The 16728-nt window shown below is 68.3% G+C and carries 14 protein-coding genes and 1 pseudogene; 7 read left to right on the top strand and 8 right to left on the bottom strand.

The genetic code is table 11. The features are described 5' to 3' along the window. Nucleotides 1-50: 50 nt before the first annotated feature. The gene (locus tag JWP60_RS02760) at nt 51-1382 is read left to right on the top strand and encodes an aminotransferase class III-fold pyridoxal phosphate-dependent enzyme (protein WP_299786146.1); all 1332 of its coding nucleotides are present in this window, start codon (nt 51-53) and stop codon (nt 1380-1382) included. A gap of 164 nt (nt 1383-1546) precedes the next feature. Here the strand turns inward: JWP60_RS02760 and JWP60_RS02755 are convergent, their stop codons facing one another. The 4 genes from JWP60_RS02755 to JWP60_RS02740 form a co-directional block, all read right to left on the bottom strand. Then, nucleotides 1547-2521 carry an MYG1 family protein gene (locus JWP60_RS02755; protein ID WP_299786144.1) on the bottom strand — a complete coding sequence of 325 codons (975 nt, stop codon included), beginning with the start codon at nt 2519-2521 and terminating at the stop codon, nt 1547-1549. After that, nucleotides 2518-3261: a ChaN family lipoprotein gene (locus tag JWP60_RS02750; RefSeq protein WP_299786142.1), complete on the bottom strand. Its 744-nt coding sequence runs from the start codon at nt 3259-3261 to the stop codon at nt 2518-2520. The genes JWP60_RS02755 and JWP60_RS02750 overlap by 4 nt, the downstream gene beginning before the upstream one ends. 116 nt (nt 3262-3377) lie before the next feature. Next, a complete protein-coding gene (locus JWP60_RS02745) occupies nt 3378-3650 on the bottom strand; it encodes a DUF3567 domain-containing protein (RefSeq protein WP_299786140.1) in 273 nt (90 codons plus the stop codon). Nucleotides 3651-3771: 121 nt separating this feature from the next. Beyond that, the gene (locus JWP60_RS02740; protein WP_299786138.1) at nt 3772-4770 is read right to left on the bottom strand and encodes a DUF3108 domain-containing protein; all 999 of its coding nucleotides are present in this window, start codon (nt 4768-4770) and stop codon (nt 3772-3774) included. 107 nt (nt 4771-4877) lie between these two features. Between JWP60_RS02740 and JWP60_RS02735 the strand changes: the two genes are divergently transcribed. Together JWP60_RS02735 and JWP60_RS02730 are read left to right on the top strand one after the other, a co-directional pair. After that, nucleotides 4878-5885: a fumarylacetoacetate hydrolase family protein gene (locus JWP60_RS02735; RefSeq protein WP_299786136.1), complete on the top strand. Its 1008-nt coding sequence runs from the start codon at nt 4878-4880 to the stop codon at nt 5883-5885. A gap of 108 nt (nt 5886-5993) precedes the next feature. Beyond that, complete coding sequence (locus JWP60_RS02730) at nt 5994-7700, top strand: OPT/YSL family transporter (RefSeq protein WP_299786133.1); 1707 nt, start codon at nt 5994-5996, stop codon at nt 7698-7700. A 119-nt stretch (nt 7701-7819) separates the two neighbouring features. Here the strand turns inward: JWP60_RS02730 and otsA are convergent, their stop codons facing one another. From otsA to JWP60_RS02710, 4 genes and pseudogenes are all read right to left on the bottom strand, one after another. Beyond that, nucleotides 7820-9223 (bottom strand): alpha,alpha-trehalose-phosphate synthase (UDP-forming), encoded by a 1404-nt coding sequence (otsA, locus tag JWP60_RS02725; RefSeq protein ID WP_299786131.1) that lies wholly within the window; start codon nt 9221-9223, stop codon nt 7820-7822. 68 nt (nt 9224-9291) lie between these two features. Next, a complete protein-coding gene (locus JWP60_RS02720; RefSeq protein ID WP_299786129.1) occupies nt 9292-11094 on the bottom strand; it encodes a glycoside hydrolase family 15 protein in 1803 nt (600 codons plus the stop codon). Next, nucleotides 11091-11831 carry a trehalose-phosphatase gene (gene otsB / locus JWP60_RS02715; RefSeq protein WP_299786127.1) on the bottom strand — a complete coding sequence of 247 codons (741 nt, stop codon included), beginning with the start codon at nt 11829-11831 and terminating at the stop codon, nt 11091-11093. The genes JWP60_RS02720 and otsB overlap by 4 nt, the downstream gene beginning before the upstream one ends. Nucleotides 11832-11922: 91 nt before the next feature. Next, a pseudogene (locus JWP60_RS02710) lies at nt 11923-12087 on the bottom strand (dioxygenase); the annotation flags it as partial. A 47-nt stretch (nt 12088-12134) separates the two neighbouring features. Here JWP60_RS02710 and JWP60_RS02705 point away from each other — a divergent pair. The 4 genes from JWP60_RS02705 to JWP60_RS02690 form a co-directional block, all read left to right on the top strand. After that, complete coding sequence (locus JWP60_RS02705) at nt 12135-12569, top strand: copper chaperone PCu(A)C (protein ID WP_299786125.1); 435 nt, start codon at nt 12135-12137, stop codon at nt 12567-12569. Between the two features lie 101 nt (nt 12570-12670). Next, entirely contained in the window at nt 12671-13354 is a 684-nt protein-coding gene (locus tag JWP60_RS02700) for a PhaM family polyhydroxyalkanoate granule multifunctional regulatory protein (protein ID WP_299786123.1), read from the top strand. Nucleotides 13355-13364: 10 nt separating this feature from the next. Further along, nucleotides 13365-14612 (top strand): FIST C-terminal domain-containing protein, encoded by a 1248-nt coding sequence (locus JWP60_RS02695; protein WP_299786121.1) that lies wholly within the window; start codon nt 13365-13367, stop codon nt 14610-14612. Between the two features lie 206 nt (nt 14613-14818). Continuing rightward, the coding region (locus JWP60_RS02690) for an MFS transporter (protein WP_299786119.1) at nt 14819-16728 on the top strand (1910 nt) is incomplete at its 3' end.

Here is a 16728-nt window from a genome sequence, read left to right as displayed (position 1 = left end):
CCCCTCATTGTGGCAGGGCGCAAAATGGCGGCACGTTCCAGGAGATCCCGATGGCCACCCTCGACCTCAACATGGACAGCCACTGGCTGCCCTTCACGCCCAACCGCCATTTCCGCAAGGAGCCGCGGGTCTTCACGGCGGCCGACGGCATGGTGTTCACCACCCACGACGGCCGCCAGGTGATCGACGGCATCTCCAGCCTGTGGTGCGTGGGTGCTGGCCATAACCGCAAGCCGATCAACGAAGCGATCAAGAAGCAGCTCGATACGCTGGACTACGCGACGGCGTTCCAGGCGAGCAACGACCAGGCTTTCCTGGCCGCCGAAAGGATCGCGGCGATGGCCCCTGGCGACCTGAACAAGGTGCTCTTCTGCAACTCGGGCTCGGAAGCCGCGGACACCTCGCTGAAGGTGGCGCTGGCCTATCACCGCGCCCGCGGCGAAGGGCATCGCAGCGTCTTCATCGGCCGCGAGAAGGGCTACCACGGCGTCGGCTTCGGCGGCATGAGCGTGGGCGGCATCCCGGCGAACCGCAAGGTGTACGGCACGGCGCTGCTGCCGCGCGTGGACCACATGCGCTTCATCAACGACCCGGCCAACCCGTACATCCACAACCGCGAGCCCGAGTCGCAGGAAGACTACCTGCTCGAACTGGAGCAGCGCATCCTGCCGCTGCACGATCCGAGCAACGTGGCGGCGATCATCGTCGAGCCGATCGCGGGATCCGCCGGCTGGTACATCCCGCCCAAGGGCTACCTGAAGCGCCTGCGCGAGATCTGCGACAAGCACGGCATCCTGCTGATCTTCGACGAGGTGATCACCGGCTTCGGCCGCATGGGCACCAACTTCGGCGCCGACTACTACGGCGTGGTGCCGGACATGCTCAATTTCGCCAAGGCGGTCACCAACGGCGTGATCCCCCTGGGCGGCGTGATCTGCCGCGACAAGATCTACGACGCGATGATGAAGACCGACGCGCCCGAGCACGTCATCGAGTTCTTCCACGGCTACACGTATTCCGGCCACCCGGTCGCCTGCGCGGCCGCCGTGGCCACGCTGGACCTGTACCAGAAGGACGCCTTGTTTCCGCGCGCCGCGGAAATGGGCAAGGTGCTGGGCGATGCGTTCCATTCCACGTTCAAGGGCCTGCCGAACGTGATCGGCATCCGCAGCCTCGGGCTCGCGGCCGCGGTCGAACTCGCGCCCATGGCGGGCTCTCCCGGCAAGCGCGCCTACGACATCTTCATCGACTGCTTCAAGAAGGGCGCGCTGGTGCGCCCCGCCGGGGACACCGTGGTGATCGCACCGCCCTACATCGTGGAGAAGTCGCACATCGACACGCTCGTGAACACGCTGGCGGATTCGATCAGGGCGCACCGGTAGGAGCGGCGCGGCCGCGTCACGGGCGCGGCGCGCGAGGGAGGTGCACGAAGGATGTCCACGAGGGATGTCCACCAAGGATGTCATTGCGGGCTTGACCCGCAATCCAGGCGGCGGTGTGCGAGCGCCGTCGTGGATCCCGGGTCAAGCCCGGGATGACATCCTTGCTAAGTCCGCGATGAGATCCCCAGCGCCATCCCCGCCATCCTCATCGCCCCCTCCAGGCTGCGCGCCCCCGCGATGAACAGATTGGAGTGGCAGAACACCGCGTCGGGCACGCCGATCGCGCCAGCGAGTTGCCCTTCGCGCAGGCCCGCCCAGGCGGCGGGCAGGTCCATGCGCGAGTCGAAGGAGCCGAGCGTCACCGGCACCGTGCGGATCTGGTGCTGACCCGACGATTCCTCGGGATAGACCACCAGCAGCACGTCCGGCATTTCCTCCACGACGACGCGCGTCCATGGCAGGCCACCGTCCGCCAGGTGCAGCACGCGGCCGCCGAACAGGCGTTGCGAAGCACGCACCTTGTCCGCGGCCAGCGTTTGGCCGATGCGCCGCAGCAGGAAGCGATCGAGCAGCCGCCGCGCGAGCGCCATCGCCTCGCCGAAGCGCTCGACCTGCAAGTGCGCCCTGCCAGCGCGGTCGAGTGGTGCTTCTTCCAGCCAGGTGCTGTTCAACAGCGCGATCTGGCTGGAGAGGCCGAAGATCCCCGGCGCCACTTCCTGTGCGCCCGTGTCGACCAGGTCGAGATAGCGCACGAGCGAAGCATCCACATCTTCCGCGACCTGCGAAAGCGCGGCCTCGTCGAGCGTGCATTCCATCTGCGCGGCAAAGCGCTGCACATACGCGAGGCCGAACGCGCGCCAGACCAGCCCGGCGCTGGCGTAGCCCTCGGCGGGCGCGGTGCTGCCGTCGGCCTCGGTGCGCATGCGTGCACCGCCGAAGCCGCGCTGGTGGTGGTCGAAGCGGCCGCGCTCCGCATCCCACACCCCGCCCACGTCGACCACGAAATCCGCCGGCGCGATCTCCTGCGGGTCGCGCGTGCGCACGATGCGATGGTCGGGATACAGCGCGGCAAGCACCGCGACGCCGAACACGTCGTCCGCATGGAAGGAGCCACTGTGCGTGGCGATCAGGGTGGTCATCGCTGGTCCATGGTGCGTCCTGGGGCGGACTTGCGCAGCTCCGCGCAGTAGTCCTTGCCGGTGTCCTCGCCGGGCAGCAGCAGCGAGCGCGCGGCCAAGAGCCGCGGCAGGTGCTGCGGCACACCGAGCTCCGGCGCGACGTGGCCGGCGCCGGCGATCAGCACCACGGTCTTGCCGGGCACGGCTGCCGTGGCGATGGCCCGCGCCATGGCGCGGTCGCGGGCGATCTGCACCCGCGTCATCGGCAGCACCTGCTGATCCGGCAGCAGGTCGCAGTGGCCGCGGCGGATCGCCTGCTCCTGCTCGTGCAGGGCGGCGGGCGCCAGCAGCACTTCCAGCGTGTCATCCTTCATCGCCGCCCGCTGCTCCTCGCGCGGCAGGTTCGCGCCCAGCACCGGCACGCCGGCCCGCACGGCCGTCATGATGGCCGGCGCATAGCGCTCCCAAGGCCAGCCGGCGCCGGGCCGGTTCCAGTCCAGGGCCTGGCGCACCTGCTCCTCGCTGGCCGCGGAGGGCAGGCCCGCCGTGCTGTGGCCGCGGTCGGCCATCTCGAGGGTGAGCGCACCGAGGCGGCCGCTGCGGGCCAGCGTGTCCACCCAGCGCTGCTGCAGGGGCGGCTGCGTGCTGGCGTCGTGCTGTTCGCCCAGCAGCAAGGCATCCACGCCGGACACATCGGGGAGGGGCGTCGCAGCCGCGCAGGCCGCGAGCAACAGACAGGCAAAGGCAGGATGCAGGCGCATGGGCCGATAGTAACGGCGGCCTGCGGGCCTCCTGCGTCAGGGCACAGGTGCTAGAGCCGCCCCAACAAAAAGCAAAAGCGCGGAGACCGCGCCCTTCCTTCTCGTGCCAGCCAGGCTCAGTGGATCACCAACGGGTTCTGCGCCAGCTCCGCGTACCCGTCGAGGGTCTCTTCGACCTCTTCCTGTGTGGGCGTGTTCAGCTGCCAGGCATTGATCTGGCGCTGGAAAGCGTCGGCCCAGGTGCCGTCGAGGTAGACCTCCTTGTTGGAGCGCTTGTCGACGATCTCGAAGCCATGCCGAACCAGCGGGGGGTGCGCTTCGCCCTCGCCGGGCTCGTTGGCCTGCAAGTGCACCACCACGAAAGAATCGGAGTCATAAAGCATTTGCATGATCTGGTTCCTTTTGCCTATAGCTGGCTGCGGGAGGCTCCGATTCAAGTGTGGCACTCAAAGTGGTTCGCCGCAGGGACCGGCCGGATTGGCCATGGATGCAATTTAGGCCGCTGCGGACTCAGCCCCTGTCGGTTGATGCCCAGCGCTGGTCAACCGCCCCACCGTCCGGGTTTGTCAGACGCAGCCGCACGGGGGCGTAATCCATCTGCGGCGAGAGCCACAGCTCCATGCGCTGGTCGTACTCGCCGCGCAGCAGTCTTTGCACCTTCAGCGCGTGCACCGCGCCGCCCGGCAGCTGCAGGTCTTCCTCGCCTTCCACGACGAAGGTCCAGGTCCCCGCTTCGCGCGTGCTGGCCGTGGGGATGGCGATCCGCGTGCCGGCCGGAAACTTCGCGGGGTCGCCTGCCAACAGTGCCGACAGCTGCACGATGACGCTCAGGCGATCCTGCATGCCCTCGGCCAGGGCGGCCTGCGGGCGGTTGTTGCTGAAGACCAGGCGCTCATGGTCCCGATCGAAATGCGTGGCCTGTTCGTTGCGCGCCTTGTCCGAAAAGTAGCCGGGCGCCAGGCCCTGCGCCGTGATGCGGCCTGTGCTGCGCTGGCTGCGGGCGGGCAGCCCGGGAGTGACGATGTCCAGCCGGGCCTCGTACTCCCGCCCGTCGTGGCGCCACTCGAGGTGCGCCTCGCCCTGGACCGGCACGCCGTGGACCTGGGCCAGCACCTCGTAGTGCAGGCGCGCAGGTGGGGGGATGGCGAAGGACTGCGCGACGGCGGGCGTCGCCGCGGGCGCGGAGGGCGCAGCCCGATCTGTCGCTGGCGCTGGCGCTGGCGCAGTGGCTGCGGCCAGGATAGCGGCAGGACGAACGGCCCTGCGCGCAGGCCGTGGCAGCGCGGCGGGTGCGGGCAGTGCAGGCCGTGCTGCAATCGCCACCTCCTGCGGCGGTGCAACGGGCGCGGGCGAGGGCAGTTGCATGCTGCGCGTGATGAAGCGCAACGCGGACTGCGACAGCGGCTGCATGATGGTCGGCGGGGGCGACAGCAAAGCCACGTGCGCCGCCGACACGGGCAGCACCAGCAGCGCAAGCCGCCGCCAGGGTGCTGCCGGCGCCGGCTTCATCCCGCGTACCCCGCGGCGTCGATAGAATTCCGTTTGGGCAAATTCATTCAACCGTGCGTCATGGTCCCGGCGGGCTCCAGCGCATCCCATCCGCAAGGGCAGACACGATGAAGCTGGCGACGTACAGGGATGGCTCGCGCGACGGGCAACTGGTGGTGGTCTCGCGCGACCTGCAGTCGGCCCATTATGCGACCGGCATTGCCAGCCGATTGCAGCAGGCGCTGGACGACTGGAACTACCTTGCCCCGCAATTGCAGGACCTTTTCGACTCGGTCAATGCCGGCAAGGGGCGGCATGCCTTCCCCTTCGATCCGCGGCAGTGCATGGCGCCGCTGCCCCGGGCCTACCAGTGGGCGGACGGCTCGGCCTACATCAACCACGTCGAGCTGGTGCGGGCCGCGCGCAAGGCAGAAGTCCCGCAAAGCTACTACGAAGACCCGCTGATGTACCAGGGCGGCAGCGACGACTTCCTGGGGCCGACGCAGGAGGCGCGCTTCCTGAGCGAGGAGTGGGGCATCGACTTCGAAGCCGAGATCACCGTGGTGACCGGGGACGTGCCCATGGGCGCCTTGCCCGAGCAGGCACTGGACGGCGTTCGCCTGCTGATGCTGGCCAACGACTGGAGCCTGCGCAACCTGATTCCCGGCGAGCTGGCCAAGGGCTTCGGCTTCTTCCAGAGCAAGCCGGCCACCGCCTTCAGCCCGGTGGCCGTGACCCCCGACGAACTGGGCGAGGCCTGGGACGGCGGCCGCGTGAACCTGGTGCTGCAAAGCAGCTGGAACGGCCGGCGCGTGGGCATGTGCGAGGCCGGGCCCGACATGACCTTCCACTTCGGCCAGCTGATCGCGCACATCGCCAAGACGCGCAACGTGCGCGCGGGCAGCATCGTCGGCTCGGGCACGGTCAGCAACAAGGGCGTCACGGATGCCGATGGCAAGACCGACTGGCCCAGGGGCTACAGCTGCATCGCCGAAAAGCGCGCCATCGAAACCATCCAGGACGGCCAGCCCACCACCTCCTTCATGCAGTTCGGCGACACGATCCGCATCGAGATGAAGGCACGGGATGGACAGAGCGTGTTCGGCGCGATCGAGCAGAAGGTGGTGGGGCCCTGAATGGCTCCCTCCCCCTCCGGGGGAGGGCTGGGGTGGGGGCGCTTCGGGGCGGGGCGCCCCCATCCCGACCTTCCCCCAAAGGGGGAAGGAGAAAGACATACTCCGGGCATGACGCCGCCGCGCTGGCGCTGGCTGCCTGCCCAGGGCAGTTGGGCCTATCACCTGCTGCTTGCCGCCACCGGGATGCTGGTGCTCGGGCCACTGGCCGGCGTCACCGCGGCGTACATGAATTTCTCGCTCGGATTCTTCGTCGGCGGGCAGGTGCTGGCCGGCTTGCTCGGATCGGCCGTGACCGCCGGCTACGGCAGCGAAGGCAAGCACGGCGCCAACTACATCCAGACCGCCGCGGCGTCCGTCGCCAGCATGAGCGGCATGGGCGTGCTGGTGCAGGCGATGGTTTGGATGGGGCTGCCGCAGCCGCCGCTATGGCAACTGGTCGCCTATTTCGTGTGCATCGGCATGTTCGGCGTGGGCGTCGGCATGCTGTACACGCCGGTGCTGGTCGATCGGCTGCACCTCGCCTTCCCCTCGGGCCTGGCAGTGGCGAACATCCTGCGCGCTCTGACCGACACGACCCTGCTGAAACGCTCGGTGCGGCAATTGGGGACCGGTGTCGCCAGCGGCATCGCCGCGGGCCTGCTGGTGCCGCGCCTCGCCGTGCTGGGCGCGATCGAGACTTCGGCTTCGACCTTCGGCGCGGGCATGGTGGTGGGCGCGCGCATCGGCGTGCCGGCGGTGATCGGCGGCCTGCTCGGTGTGGCGCTGCAACCCTTCTTCGTGTCCATCGGCTGGCTGGAGCCGGGCGATCCCTTTCGCAAGATCATGTTCCTGATCGCGCTGGGCACCATCATGGGCGCGGCGATCGTCGACCTGGCGCTGATCTTCCGGCAGGTGCTGGCGGGCGAGCGCCAGCGCGCGGCACCCGATGAAGACACGTGGCGGCGCGTGCACCGCGGCCGCCTCGTGCTGTGGGTGATCGCCTGGGGTGCGGCCACGCTCGCTACCGGCCACGTGCTGCTGCGCCAGCCGCTGTTGTTCCTGGCGCTCGGGGTCGCGCTGGTGTTTCTCTTTGCGCTCGTCAACGGCATCTCCACCGGCGTGAGCGATTCCAATCCGATCTCGTCGGCCTTCGTGGTCTCGGTGGTGGTGATGGCATTGGCGGGCCTGACCGATCCCGGCGCCGGCCTCATGGCGGGTGCCATCCTGCTGGTCTCCACCAGCGTCGCCTGCGACATGCAGCAGGACCGCTCCACCGGCTGGCGCCTGGGCACGCCGCGCGTGCTGCAGTTTCGCTACCAGGTGCTCGGGGTCCTCGTGGGCGCGGTGCTTGCAGTGGTGTTCGCGCGCCTGTTCATGGCGGCCTACCCGGTGCTGACGCTGGACCAGACGGTCATGAAGGCGGGCCAGCAACCCGCGGCATGGGGTTCCGCCATGACGTACAAGTTCGTGGGCGTGCTGCGCGGGCTGACTGCGGACAAGCCGTACCAGCGCACGGCCATCCTGGTCGGCGTGGCGATCGGCTTCGCGATCGAGGCCGCGCGCAAGATCCTCAAGCCGCGGGCCTTCTGGCTCGATGCGGTGGTGCTGCCCTCGCCCTATGCGCTGTCCTTCGGGGGCTTCGTCAACCTGCCGACCTCGTGCTGGTTCGGTGCGGGCGGGGTGGTGGCGAGCTTGCTCGAACGGCGAACGCAGAAGGATCGCGCGCTGCCCGAGGACATGAGCGGGACCTCGCTATTCGGTGGCGGGCTGATCGCGGGGGATGCGCTGGCGGCGTTGGGGTTGGGAATTGCCGGCCTGTTGACGACGGTGTTCTGATGGTGGCCTGTAGGCTGGGCTGCGCGAAGCGCACCCCAGCGAACCAGCGCTGGCTGGGGTGCCTTCGGCAGCCCAGCCTACGAAAGCCTAGTCCACGAAAACGAATTCGCAAAGCAAGCTTACAAGCGCAACCACGACGTCCCCTTCTCCTCGGCCTGCGCCTCGGCCAGCGCATCGAGGAAGGTCTCGCACCACCAGTGCACGTCGTACTCGCGCACGGTGCGCAGCAGCGCCTGGTGCCGCTGGCGGCGTTCTTCCAGCGGCATCTGCAAGGCAAGCTGGATCGCTGCGGCGGTGCCCTCGGTGTCGTAGGGATTCACCAGCAGCGCTTCCTTCAATTGCTCCGCCGCCCCGGCAAAGCGCGAGAGCACCAGCACGCCCGGGTCCTCCTCGTTCTGCGCGGCCAGGTATTCCTTGGCGACCAGGTTCATGCCGTCGCGCAAGGGCGTGACCAGCGCCACGCGGCTGGCCTTGTACAGGCCGGGCAGGCGGTCGCGCGCCACCGTGCGGTGGATGTAGCGCACTGGCATCCATTCGAGGTCGCCGAAGTTGCCGTTGATGGAGCCGCACAGGCTCTCCAGCTCGTGCAGGATGTCGGTATAGGCGCTGACGTTCTCGCGGCTCGGCGAGGCGATCTGGATCAGCGTTGCGCTCTCCCGCAGTTCGGGGTTCTTGGTCAGGAATTCGCGGAAGGCGCGCATGCGCTGCGGCAGGCCCTTCGAATAGTCCAGCCGGTCCACGCCCACCAGCAGCTTGCGCCGGTAGTACTCGCGCTTCATGCGCTCGTACATCTCGGTCGCCTCGGGCCCGTTGGCCAGCGCATTGAATTCCTCGATGTCGATGCCGATCGGGAAGGCGCCCGCGTGCACCGTGCGGCCGAAGGCGCGCCAGCGGTCCTCGTCCAGGCGCTGCGCGTGGGCCTCGGTCTCGACGTAGTCGCCGAAGTGCTTGAGGTCGCTCCGGCTCTGGAAGCCGACCAGGTCGTACGCGAACAGCGCGCGCACCAGCCAGTCGTGCCCGGGGATAGCGGCCAGCATCAGCGGCGGCGGCAGCGGGATGTGCAGGAAGAAGCCGATGCGGTGCTGGCAGCCGAGCGCCCGCAGTTCCGCCGCCAACGGGATCAGGTGATAGTCGTGCACCCACAGCACGTCGTCCGGCCGCAGCAGGGGCAGCAGCTTGCGTGCGAACAGCTGGTTCACGCGCCGGTAGCCCGCGATGTACCCGGCATCGAAGTCGGCCAGGTCGAGCCGGTAATGGAACACCGGCCACAGCACGCCGTTCGAGTATCCGAGGTAGAAGGCGTCGTGGTCCGCCTGCGAGAGGTCGACCATCGCCAGCTTCACCGGTCCGGCCTGCACCACGTGCACGTCGTCGACTTCGGTGTCGTCGACGATCTTGCCGCTCCAGCCGAACCACAGTCCACCGGTGTTGTTCAACACCTCCGCCAGCGCCACGGCGAGCCCGCCGGCCGCCGTCTTGCGCGGGTCCGCGATGCGGTTGGAGACGACGACCAGTCTGCTCATTTCATTCGCCGATGACGAATGGCGGAGGCCGGAGTCATTTGTTATCCCTCATTCCTTATCGGTCATCGTCAGATGACCGTGTCCCACGGCGCCGACAGCCGCACTGCCGCATTGATGGTGCCGACCATGGAATAGGTCTGCGGGAAGTTGCCCCACATCTCGCCGGTGACGGGATGGATGTCCTCCGACAGCATGCCTAGGTGGTTGCGGTGCTTCAGCATCACCTCGAAGATCTCGCGCGCCTGCGCCTTGCGGCCGATTCGCGCCAGCGCGTCGATGCGCCAGAACGTGCAGACGTTGAACGAGGTCTCGGGCTTGCCGAAATCGTCGGAGGCTTCGTAGCGCCGCATGAACGGCCCGTCGCACAGCGACTTCTCCAGCGCATCGACGGTGGCGACGAAGCGCGCATCGTTGGGGTCGATCATGTTCACTTCGGCCATCAGCAGCGCGCTGGCATCGAGGTCGCGGCCGCCGAAGCTCTCGGCAAAAGCCTGGCGCTGCTCGCTCCACGATTCCTTGAGGATGCGGTTGCGGATCGTGTCGGCGCGCTCGCGCCAGTAGCGGATGCGTTCCGGCAATCCGAGCGCGGCGGCGATCTTGGCGAGCCGGTCGCACGCGGCCCAGGACATCAGCGCCGAGGAGGTGTGGATGCGGGCGCGAGTGCGCAGCTCCCACATGCCGGCGTCGGGCGTGTCGTAGATCTTGAAGGCCTGCTCGCCCACCGCCTCCATGTGCGCGAACTCGGCGCGGCCGGCGCGCTTCAACAGGCGGTGGTCGTGGAAGGCCTGCGCGGCCCCCAGCAGGATGTTGCCGTAGACGTCGTGCTGGAAGTGCTCCTGCGCCTGGTTGCCCACCCGCACCGGGCCCATGCCGCGGTAGCCGGGGAGGTGTTCGAGGATAGTCTCCGGCAGCTTCTCCTCCTGGCCAATGCCATACAGCGGCTGGATGTGGCCGCCGCCCGAGCGGATCACCACGTTCATCAGCCAGCGCAGGTACTCCTCCATGGTCGCCACTTCGGAGATCGAGTTGAGCGCGCGCACCACGAAGAAGGCATCGCGCAACCAGCAGTAGCGGTAGTCCCAGTTGCGGCCGCTGCCGGGCGCCTCCGGAATCGAGGTGGTCATGGCCGCGACGATGGCGCCGGTGTCCTCGAACAGCGAGAGCTTCAGCGTGATCGCCGCGCGGATCACCGCGTCCTGCCATTCCAGCGGCAGCGACAGCGCGCGCGTCCAGGCGCGCCAGTAGCTCACCGTCTCCTGCTCGAACAGGCGTGCGGTGTCCTCGATGCCGGTGGCCAGGGTCTCGTCCGGACCCATGATGAAGTTCATCGGCCGGTCGACCACGAAGTAGGTCTCGGCCAGCACGTACGAGATCGGCGCGTCGGTGTTGACCCGCAGCGTGTTGTTGCCCGAGACGTAGCGGATGTGGCTGCTGCCCTGCGTGACGCTGGGCTTGCTGCGGCCCCAGTCGAAGCGCGGGCGCAGCAGCACGCGCATGCGCGGCGAACCGGAGAGCACCTTGACCCGGCGCACCAGCGACAGCGGCCGGAAGGTGCGGCCGCGGCTCCAGAAGCGCGGCGCCAGGTCGGTGACCTCGATGCCCTGGCCCTTGCGGTCGTACATGCGCGTGCGCAGCACCGCGGTGTTGGGCTCGTAGAACTGCTCGGTGCGCTCGTAGTCCTCCAGCTCGAAAGCCCAGAGGCTGCCGTTCTCGGTGGGGTCGAGGATCGCGTTGAAGACCGGGTCGCCGTCGAACCGCGGCAGGCAGCTCCACACGATCCGCGACTGCTGGTCGATCAGCGCGCTGTACGCGCAGTTGCCGATCATGCCGACCTGCAGCGAGGAGGGGGTCACGAATTTTTCTTGGTTCATGCGGTTCTCGTCACACGGGCGGCCAGGGCCGCCTCCAGTTGTTCTCGTAGCGCGGCGGGGTGCGCGAGCCGCTGCCAGGCCACCGAGGGCCCTTCACCAACCTTGATGCCCAGGCCGCCCAGGCGCTGCACCGTCGAAAAGCCGACTTCGTCGGTCACGTCGTCGCCGATGAAGACCGGCCTGCGCCCCGCGAACGGTGGCTCCGCGAGGAAGTCCTCGATCGCCCGGCCCTTGCTGGCCCCGCTGGGCTTGGCCTCGACCACCATCTTGCCGCGCAGCAGCGTCACGCCGGGCGATTCGTCCACCGCCTGCTGCATGGCCTGCACGCACTGCGCCTCAAGCTCGGGCGCCTGCCGGTAGTGCAGGGCGAGCGAGCCGCGCTTGTTCTCCACGAGCAGGCCGGGGTGCTGGGCGGCGAGGTTGCAGGCGGCTTCTTCCACGTGGTCCAGCGGATGCGTGTGCAGCAGGTGCAGGTCGCCGTCGTGGCTGCGCCGTTCGGTGCCGTGCACGCCGGCGACGGGCAACTGCAAGGGCTGCAGGAATTCGTCGATCTGCGCGATCGGGCGGCCGGAGATGATGGCCACCGCACCGTGCAGGTAGCGCTGCACCTCGCGCAGTACGTCGATCAGCGGGCCGGGTACGTGCACGGCGTGCGGCTGCGGAGCGATGTCCACCACGGTCCCGTCGAAGTCGAGGAACAGGGCGCAGGAGGGATAGAGGATCTCCGCGAGCGTCATGCTGCGTGACCGTAGCAAAGACAACGCGGCATCGCCAGACCGTCCGGGCACCGGGCGGCGTAGGACCTTGCCGACAGCACCCTGGGCAGGGTCAGGTTGCATAGACACCGTCGAGCGAGGCGAAGCCTTTCACCTCGATGGGATTGCCGATGGGATCGCGGAAGAACATGGTCCATTGTTCACCTGGCTGGCCGGGGTAACGCAGCTGCGCCTGCAGCACGAAGTCGGTGCCGGCGGCCTCGAGTCGCTGCGCCATGGGGTAAGCCTAACGCAGACCGGGAAGCGCGGCCGGATAATCCGCCCATGAAAAAGCTGCTGCTTCCCCTGCTGTTCGCCGCCTGCACCGCTGCCCAGGCCGCCGCCCCCGTCAAGGTCGATGGGGCCTGGGCCCGCGTGGCCGTGAAGGGCCAGGACTCCAGCGGCGCGTACATGACGCTCACTGCCAGTGAACCGCTCACCCTGCTGGGCGCCGAGAGCCCCGCGGCCGGCATCGTGGAAATCCACGAGATGAAGATGGAAGGCGACGTGATGAAGATGCGCGCCGCCGGCGAACTGCCGCTGGCACCGGGCAAGCCGCTGAAGCTGGCGCCGGGCGGCTTCCACTTCATGCTGATGGACCTGAAGACGCCCTTTACGGCGGGCGGCCACATCAACATCACGCTGCGCTTCAAGGACGCCAAGGGCAAGATCGAGACGCTGCCGGTCACGGTTCCCGTTTCGGTGAGCAAGCCTTCCTGATTCTCGTGGGTGCCGTTGCCGCAGGCGCCCCACCATTCGCGCAGCGCGCCGGCGCCTCGTTCGGGTAAGCTGTCCAGAGCACCACCTGAGGAGGCCATGCCATGAGCGACAACAGCGATTTCGGCTTTGCCAAATTCGTCCCGGGCTTCGACTTCCTGCAGAACCTGGCAAAGGGCGCCTCGCAGGGGATGACGCAGATGCCGGGCCTGTCCAACTGGATCGCACCCACCCTCAATGTCGATGAACTCGACAAGCGCATTGCCGAACTGAAGGCCGTGCACTTCTGGCTCGACCAGAACGGCAAGGCCCTGATCGCCACCATTCAGGCCCTGGAAGTCCAGAAGATGACGCTCGCCACCCTCAAGGGCATGAACGTCCGGATGACCGACATGGCCGAGGCGCTGAAGGTGAAGCCCCAGGCGGCCGCCGAGGGCGGCAAGGACAAGGGCAGCGCCGGCACCAGGCCGGCCAACGGCGCGCCCTCCGGCAATGGCGCTAGCGCCGGCAGCCCGGTGGATCCCCTGCAGTGGTGGGGTTCGCTCACCCGCCAGTTCCAGGAGATTGCGGCCAACGCGATGAAGGACGTCGCGCAGCAGACCGGTGGCGAGGCCACCGCCAGCGCGGTCGGAGATGCCACGAAGCAGGCCATGAAGACGGCCGCCGGCATGACGCGGGCGGCCACCGACCTGGCCCGCGCGGCCACCCCGGCCAGCCCGCGCGCTCCCGCCAGGAAAGCCGCGGCGCGCAAGTCAGCCCCGCGCAAGAAGAGCACCCCGTCGCGCTGAAGGATCCGCCATGCAGTTGTTCCCCTTCGGCCATGCCACGCATCCGCAGTGGCAGATGGCGGCCGGCCTCGTGCTGGCGCAGTTGCGCGCGCAAATGACGCTGCCCGGCTACGCGAGCACGCCGACGCTCGGCTTGCTGTACATCACCGACCACTACGCGCACGTGGCACAGGACATCCTGGATCACCTGGGCGCCGAACTGCCGCTGGTCACCGACTGGTCCGGCACGGTGGGCATCGGCATTGCCTCGTCCAACGTCGAATACTTCGACGAGCCGGCGCTGGCCGTGATGCTGTGCGCGCTGCCCAGCGACCAGTACCGCGTGTTCTCCGGCGTCGCGCCGCTGCCATCCACCTTCACGCCCTACACGGCGCTGGTGCATGCCGATGCCGGCACGCCCGACGTCGCGGAACTGATCGCGGAGATGGCCGACCGCACGGCGACCGGCTACCTGTTCGGCGGGCTGGCCTCGAGCCGGGGCGACGTGGTGCAGTTCGCCATCGGCGGCAACGGCAACATCAACGGGCACGGCAAGGCGGGCGGCGTGTTCCGCGGCGGGCTCTCGGGCGTGGCCTTCGGCGAAGGCGTGCAGCTGGTATCGCGCGTGACCCAGGGCTGCCAGCCCGTGGCCCCGGCCCGCACCATCACCGGCGCCGACGCGAACCTGGTCACGACCCTCGACGGCGAGCCGGCGCTCGACGTGCTGCTGCAAGACTTGCGCGTCTCGCTGGAACAGCCGCAGGCCGCGATGGCGGCGTTGCGCCGCACGCTGGTGGGCCTGACCGAAGCGAACGAAGACGTGGTCAATCGCAGCGGGCACTTCGGCACGGACGTGGTCGTGCGACACATCATCGGCCTCGATCCGCGGCGGCGCGGCGTGGCGATCGCCACCAAGGTGGACGCCGGCATGAAGCTGGCCTTCTGCCGGCGCGATGTCGAAGCCGCGCGAGCGGACCTGGTGCGCATCTGCGCCGAGATCCGCGAGGAGCTGGAGCCCGAGGAACTGCCGCTGGCCGTGGCCAGTGCCCTGGCCGCCTCCGATGCACTGGCGGCGCCGACGCCCGCGCGCCCCATCGCCGGTGCGGTGTACGTGAGTTGCGCGGGTCGCGGCGGCCCCCACTTCGGCGGCCCGAGCGCCGAAATGCAGATCGTCCGCCGCGCCCTCGGCGATGTGCCGCTGGTGGGCTTCTTCGCAGGCGGCGAGATTGCGCGCAGCCATTTGTATGGCTACACCGGGGTGCTCACGGTATTTCGGTAGGAAGCCGGACATCCGAACGCAAAGGGCGCGAAGCTTGCGCAAAGGACGCGAAAGAACTTCCAGGGAAGGATGAAAACCTCCAGGATTTTTTTACGTCCTTTGCGTCCGGATGTCGTATCGATATTCAGCGACCCCCGCCTTCGAGCGTCCGCAGACTCGTGCCAGCAGCGCGTCCATGGGCGATCATGTCTTCCCAGGAGACCCGCATGAATACAACTGCACTCGCCCAGCCCGCCACGGGCCACGCCGAAGCGCACCCCAATCAGTTCGCCTTGCTGCGCCAGCGCCGCTTCGCGCCTTTCTTCTGGACGCAGTTCGCCGGCGCCGCCAACGACAACCTGTTCAAGTTCGCCTTCACCGTGATGGTGACCTACCAGTTGCAGGTCGGCTGGCTGCCGCCGGCAATGGCCGGCCTGGTGATCGGCGCGCTGTTCATCCTGCCCTTCCTGCTGTTCTCCGCCACCAGCGGCCAACTGGCCGACAAGTACGACAAGCGCACCTTGATCCGCCTGGTGAAGTGGCTGGAGATCGGGATCATGACGCTGGCGGCCATCGGCTTCTTCGTGGCCAACGTGCCGATCCTGCTGGCCTGCACCTTCCTCATGGGCCTGCACTCCACGCTGTTCGGGCCGGTCAAGTTCGCCTACCTGCCGCAACACCTCGCGGAGCGCGAGCTCACCGGCGGGAATGGCATGGTGGAGATGGGCACCTTCGTGGCCATCCTCCTGGGCAACGTCGCCGGCGGCCTGCTCGTCGCGGTGCCGCAGGTGGGGCCGCACTGGGTCGGCGCTGCGTGCATTGCGCTCGCGATCGTGGGCCGCTGCGTCGCGCAATGGGTGCCGGTCTCGCCCGCGACCGATGCCAACCTCAAGATCAACTGGAACCCGGTCACCGAGACCTGGCGCAACCTGAAGCTGGCGCACGTCAACCTCGTGGTGTTCCGCTCGCTGCTCGGGATCAGCTGGATGTGGTTCTTCGGCGCCGTGTTCCTCAGCCAGTTCCCCAGCTTCGCCAAGGAGGTGCTGCACGGCAACGAGCAGGTCGCCTCGCTGCTGCTGGTGGTGTTCTCCATCGGCATCGGCTCCGGCTCGCTGGCCTGCGAGCTGCTGTCGCGCCGTCATGTCGACATCGGCCTGGTGCCGCTGGGCGCGATCGGCATGACGGTGTTTGCCGTCGACCTGTACTTCGCCGCGCGCGGCCTGCCGCCGTCGGCATCGCTCACCTTGTCGCAGTTCGTCTCTGTCGGCGCGCACTGGCGCGTGATGGCCGACCTGGCGCTGCTGTCGTTCTTTGCCGGCCTGTATTCGGTGCCCATGTACGCGCTGATCCAGTTGCGCGCGCAGGCAACCCACCGCGCCCGCATCATCGCGGCCAACAACATCCTGAATGCGCTGTTCATGATCGCCAGCTCGGTGATCGCCGGCGCGCTGCTCCAGGCCGGCGCCACCATCCCGCAGATCTTCCTGCTGGTGGGCATCGCCAATGCGCTGGTGGCCGGCTACATCTTCCTGCTGGTGCCGGAATACCTGCTGCGCTTCGTCGCCTTCGTGGCGACGCACTTCGCCTATCGCTTTCGCGTGGAGGGCGAGCAGAACATCCCGGTGAGGGGCGCGGCGCTGCTGGTGTGCAACCACGTGAGCTTCGTCGACGCGGTGCTGCTGATGGCGGCCAGCCCGCGGCCGATCCACTTCATGATGGACCACCGCATCTTCCAGGTGCCGGTGCTCGGCTGGCTGTTCCGCCTGGGCAAGGCGATCCCGATCGCGCCGCAGAAGGAGGATCCCGCCGTGTACGAGGCCGCCTTCGAACGCGCCGCGCAGGTGCTGCGCGAAGGCGACCTGCTGGCGATCTTCCCCGAAGGCGCGCTCACCCGCGACGGCCAGCTGCAGCCCTTCAAGGGCGGCGTGATGAAGGTGCTGGAGCGCGCGCGCGCCGAAGGCGTCGAGCCGCTGGTGGTGCCGATGGCGCTGACCAACCTCTGGGGCTCGTTCTTCAGCCGCGTGGAAAACGGCCAGGCCATGGTGCGGCCGCTGCGCCGCGGCATGTTCAATCGCGTCGGCTTGCAGGTCGGCACCGCGATTCCGGCAGCAGCGGTGAGCCCGGAACACCTGAGGGA

It is taken from the genome of Ramlibacter sp. (genome assembly GCF_028291745.1).
In the GTDB taxonomy this organism is placed as follows: domain Bacteria; phylum Pseudomonadota; class Gammaproteobacteria; order Burkholderiales; family Burkholderiaceae_C; genus Ramlibacter.
This window is presented reverse-complemented; position numbering and strand designations above follow the sequence as displayed.

Bases quoted from the DNA above. Each gene is read 5' to 3' on its own strand.
- otsA (WP_299786131.1), bottom strand. From the start codon at position 9,223: ATGAGCAGACTGGTCGTCGTCTCCAACCGCATCGCGGACCCGCGCAAG.
- JWP60_RS02740 (WP_299786138.1), bottom strand. From the start codon at position 4,770: ATGAAGCCGGCGCCGGCAGCACCCTGGCGGCGGCTTGCGCTGCTGGTG.
- otsB (WP_299786127.1), bottom strand. From the start codon at position 11,831: ATGACGCTCGCGGAGATCCTCTATCCCTCCTGCGCCCTGTTCCTCGAC.
- JWP60_RS02745 (WP_299786140.1), bottom strand. From the start codon at position 3,650: ATGCAAATGCTTTATGACTCCGATTCTTTCGTGGTGGTGCACTTGCAG.
- JWP60_RS02735 (WP_299786136.1), top strand. From the start codon at position 4,878: ATGAAGCTGGCGACGTACAGGGATGGCTCGCGCGACGGGCAACTGGTG.
- JWP60_RS02755 (WP_299786144.1), bottom strand. From the start codon at position 2,521: ATGACCACCCTGATCGCCACGCACAGTGGCTCCTTCCATGCGGACGAC.
- JWP60_RS02695 (WP_299786121.1), top strand. From the start codon at position 13,365: ATGCAGTTGTTCCCCTTCGGCCATGCCACGCATCCGCAGTGGCAGATG.
- JWP60_RS02700 (WP_299786123.1), top strand. From the start codon at position 12,671: ATGAGCGACAACAGCGATTTCGGCTTTGCCAAATTCGTCCCGGGCTTC.
- JWP60_RS02705 (WP_299786125.1), top strand. From the start codon at position 12,135: ATGAAAAAGCTGCTGCTTCCCCTGCTGTTCGCCGCCTGCACCGCTGCC.
- JWP60_RS02750 (WP_299786142.1), bottom strand. From the start codon at position 3,261: ATGCGCCTGCATCCTGCCTTTGCCTGTCTGTTGCTCGCGGCCTGCGCG.
- JWP60_RS02760 (WP_299786146.1), top strand. From the start codon at position 51: ATGGCCACCCTCGACCTCAACATGGACAGCCACTGGCTGCCCTTCACG.
- JWP60_RS02720 (WP_299786129.1), bottom strand. From the start codon at position 11,094: ATGAACCAAGAAAAATTCGTGACCCCCTCCTCGCTGCAGGTCGGCATG.
- JWP60_RS02730 (WP_299786133.1), top strand. From the start codon at position 5,994: ATGACGCCGCCGCGCTGGCGCTGGCTGCCTGCCCAGGGCAGTTGGGCC.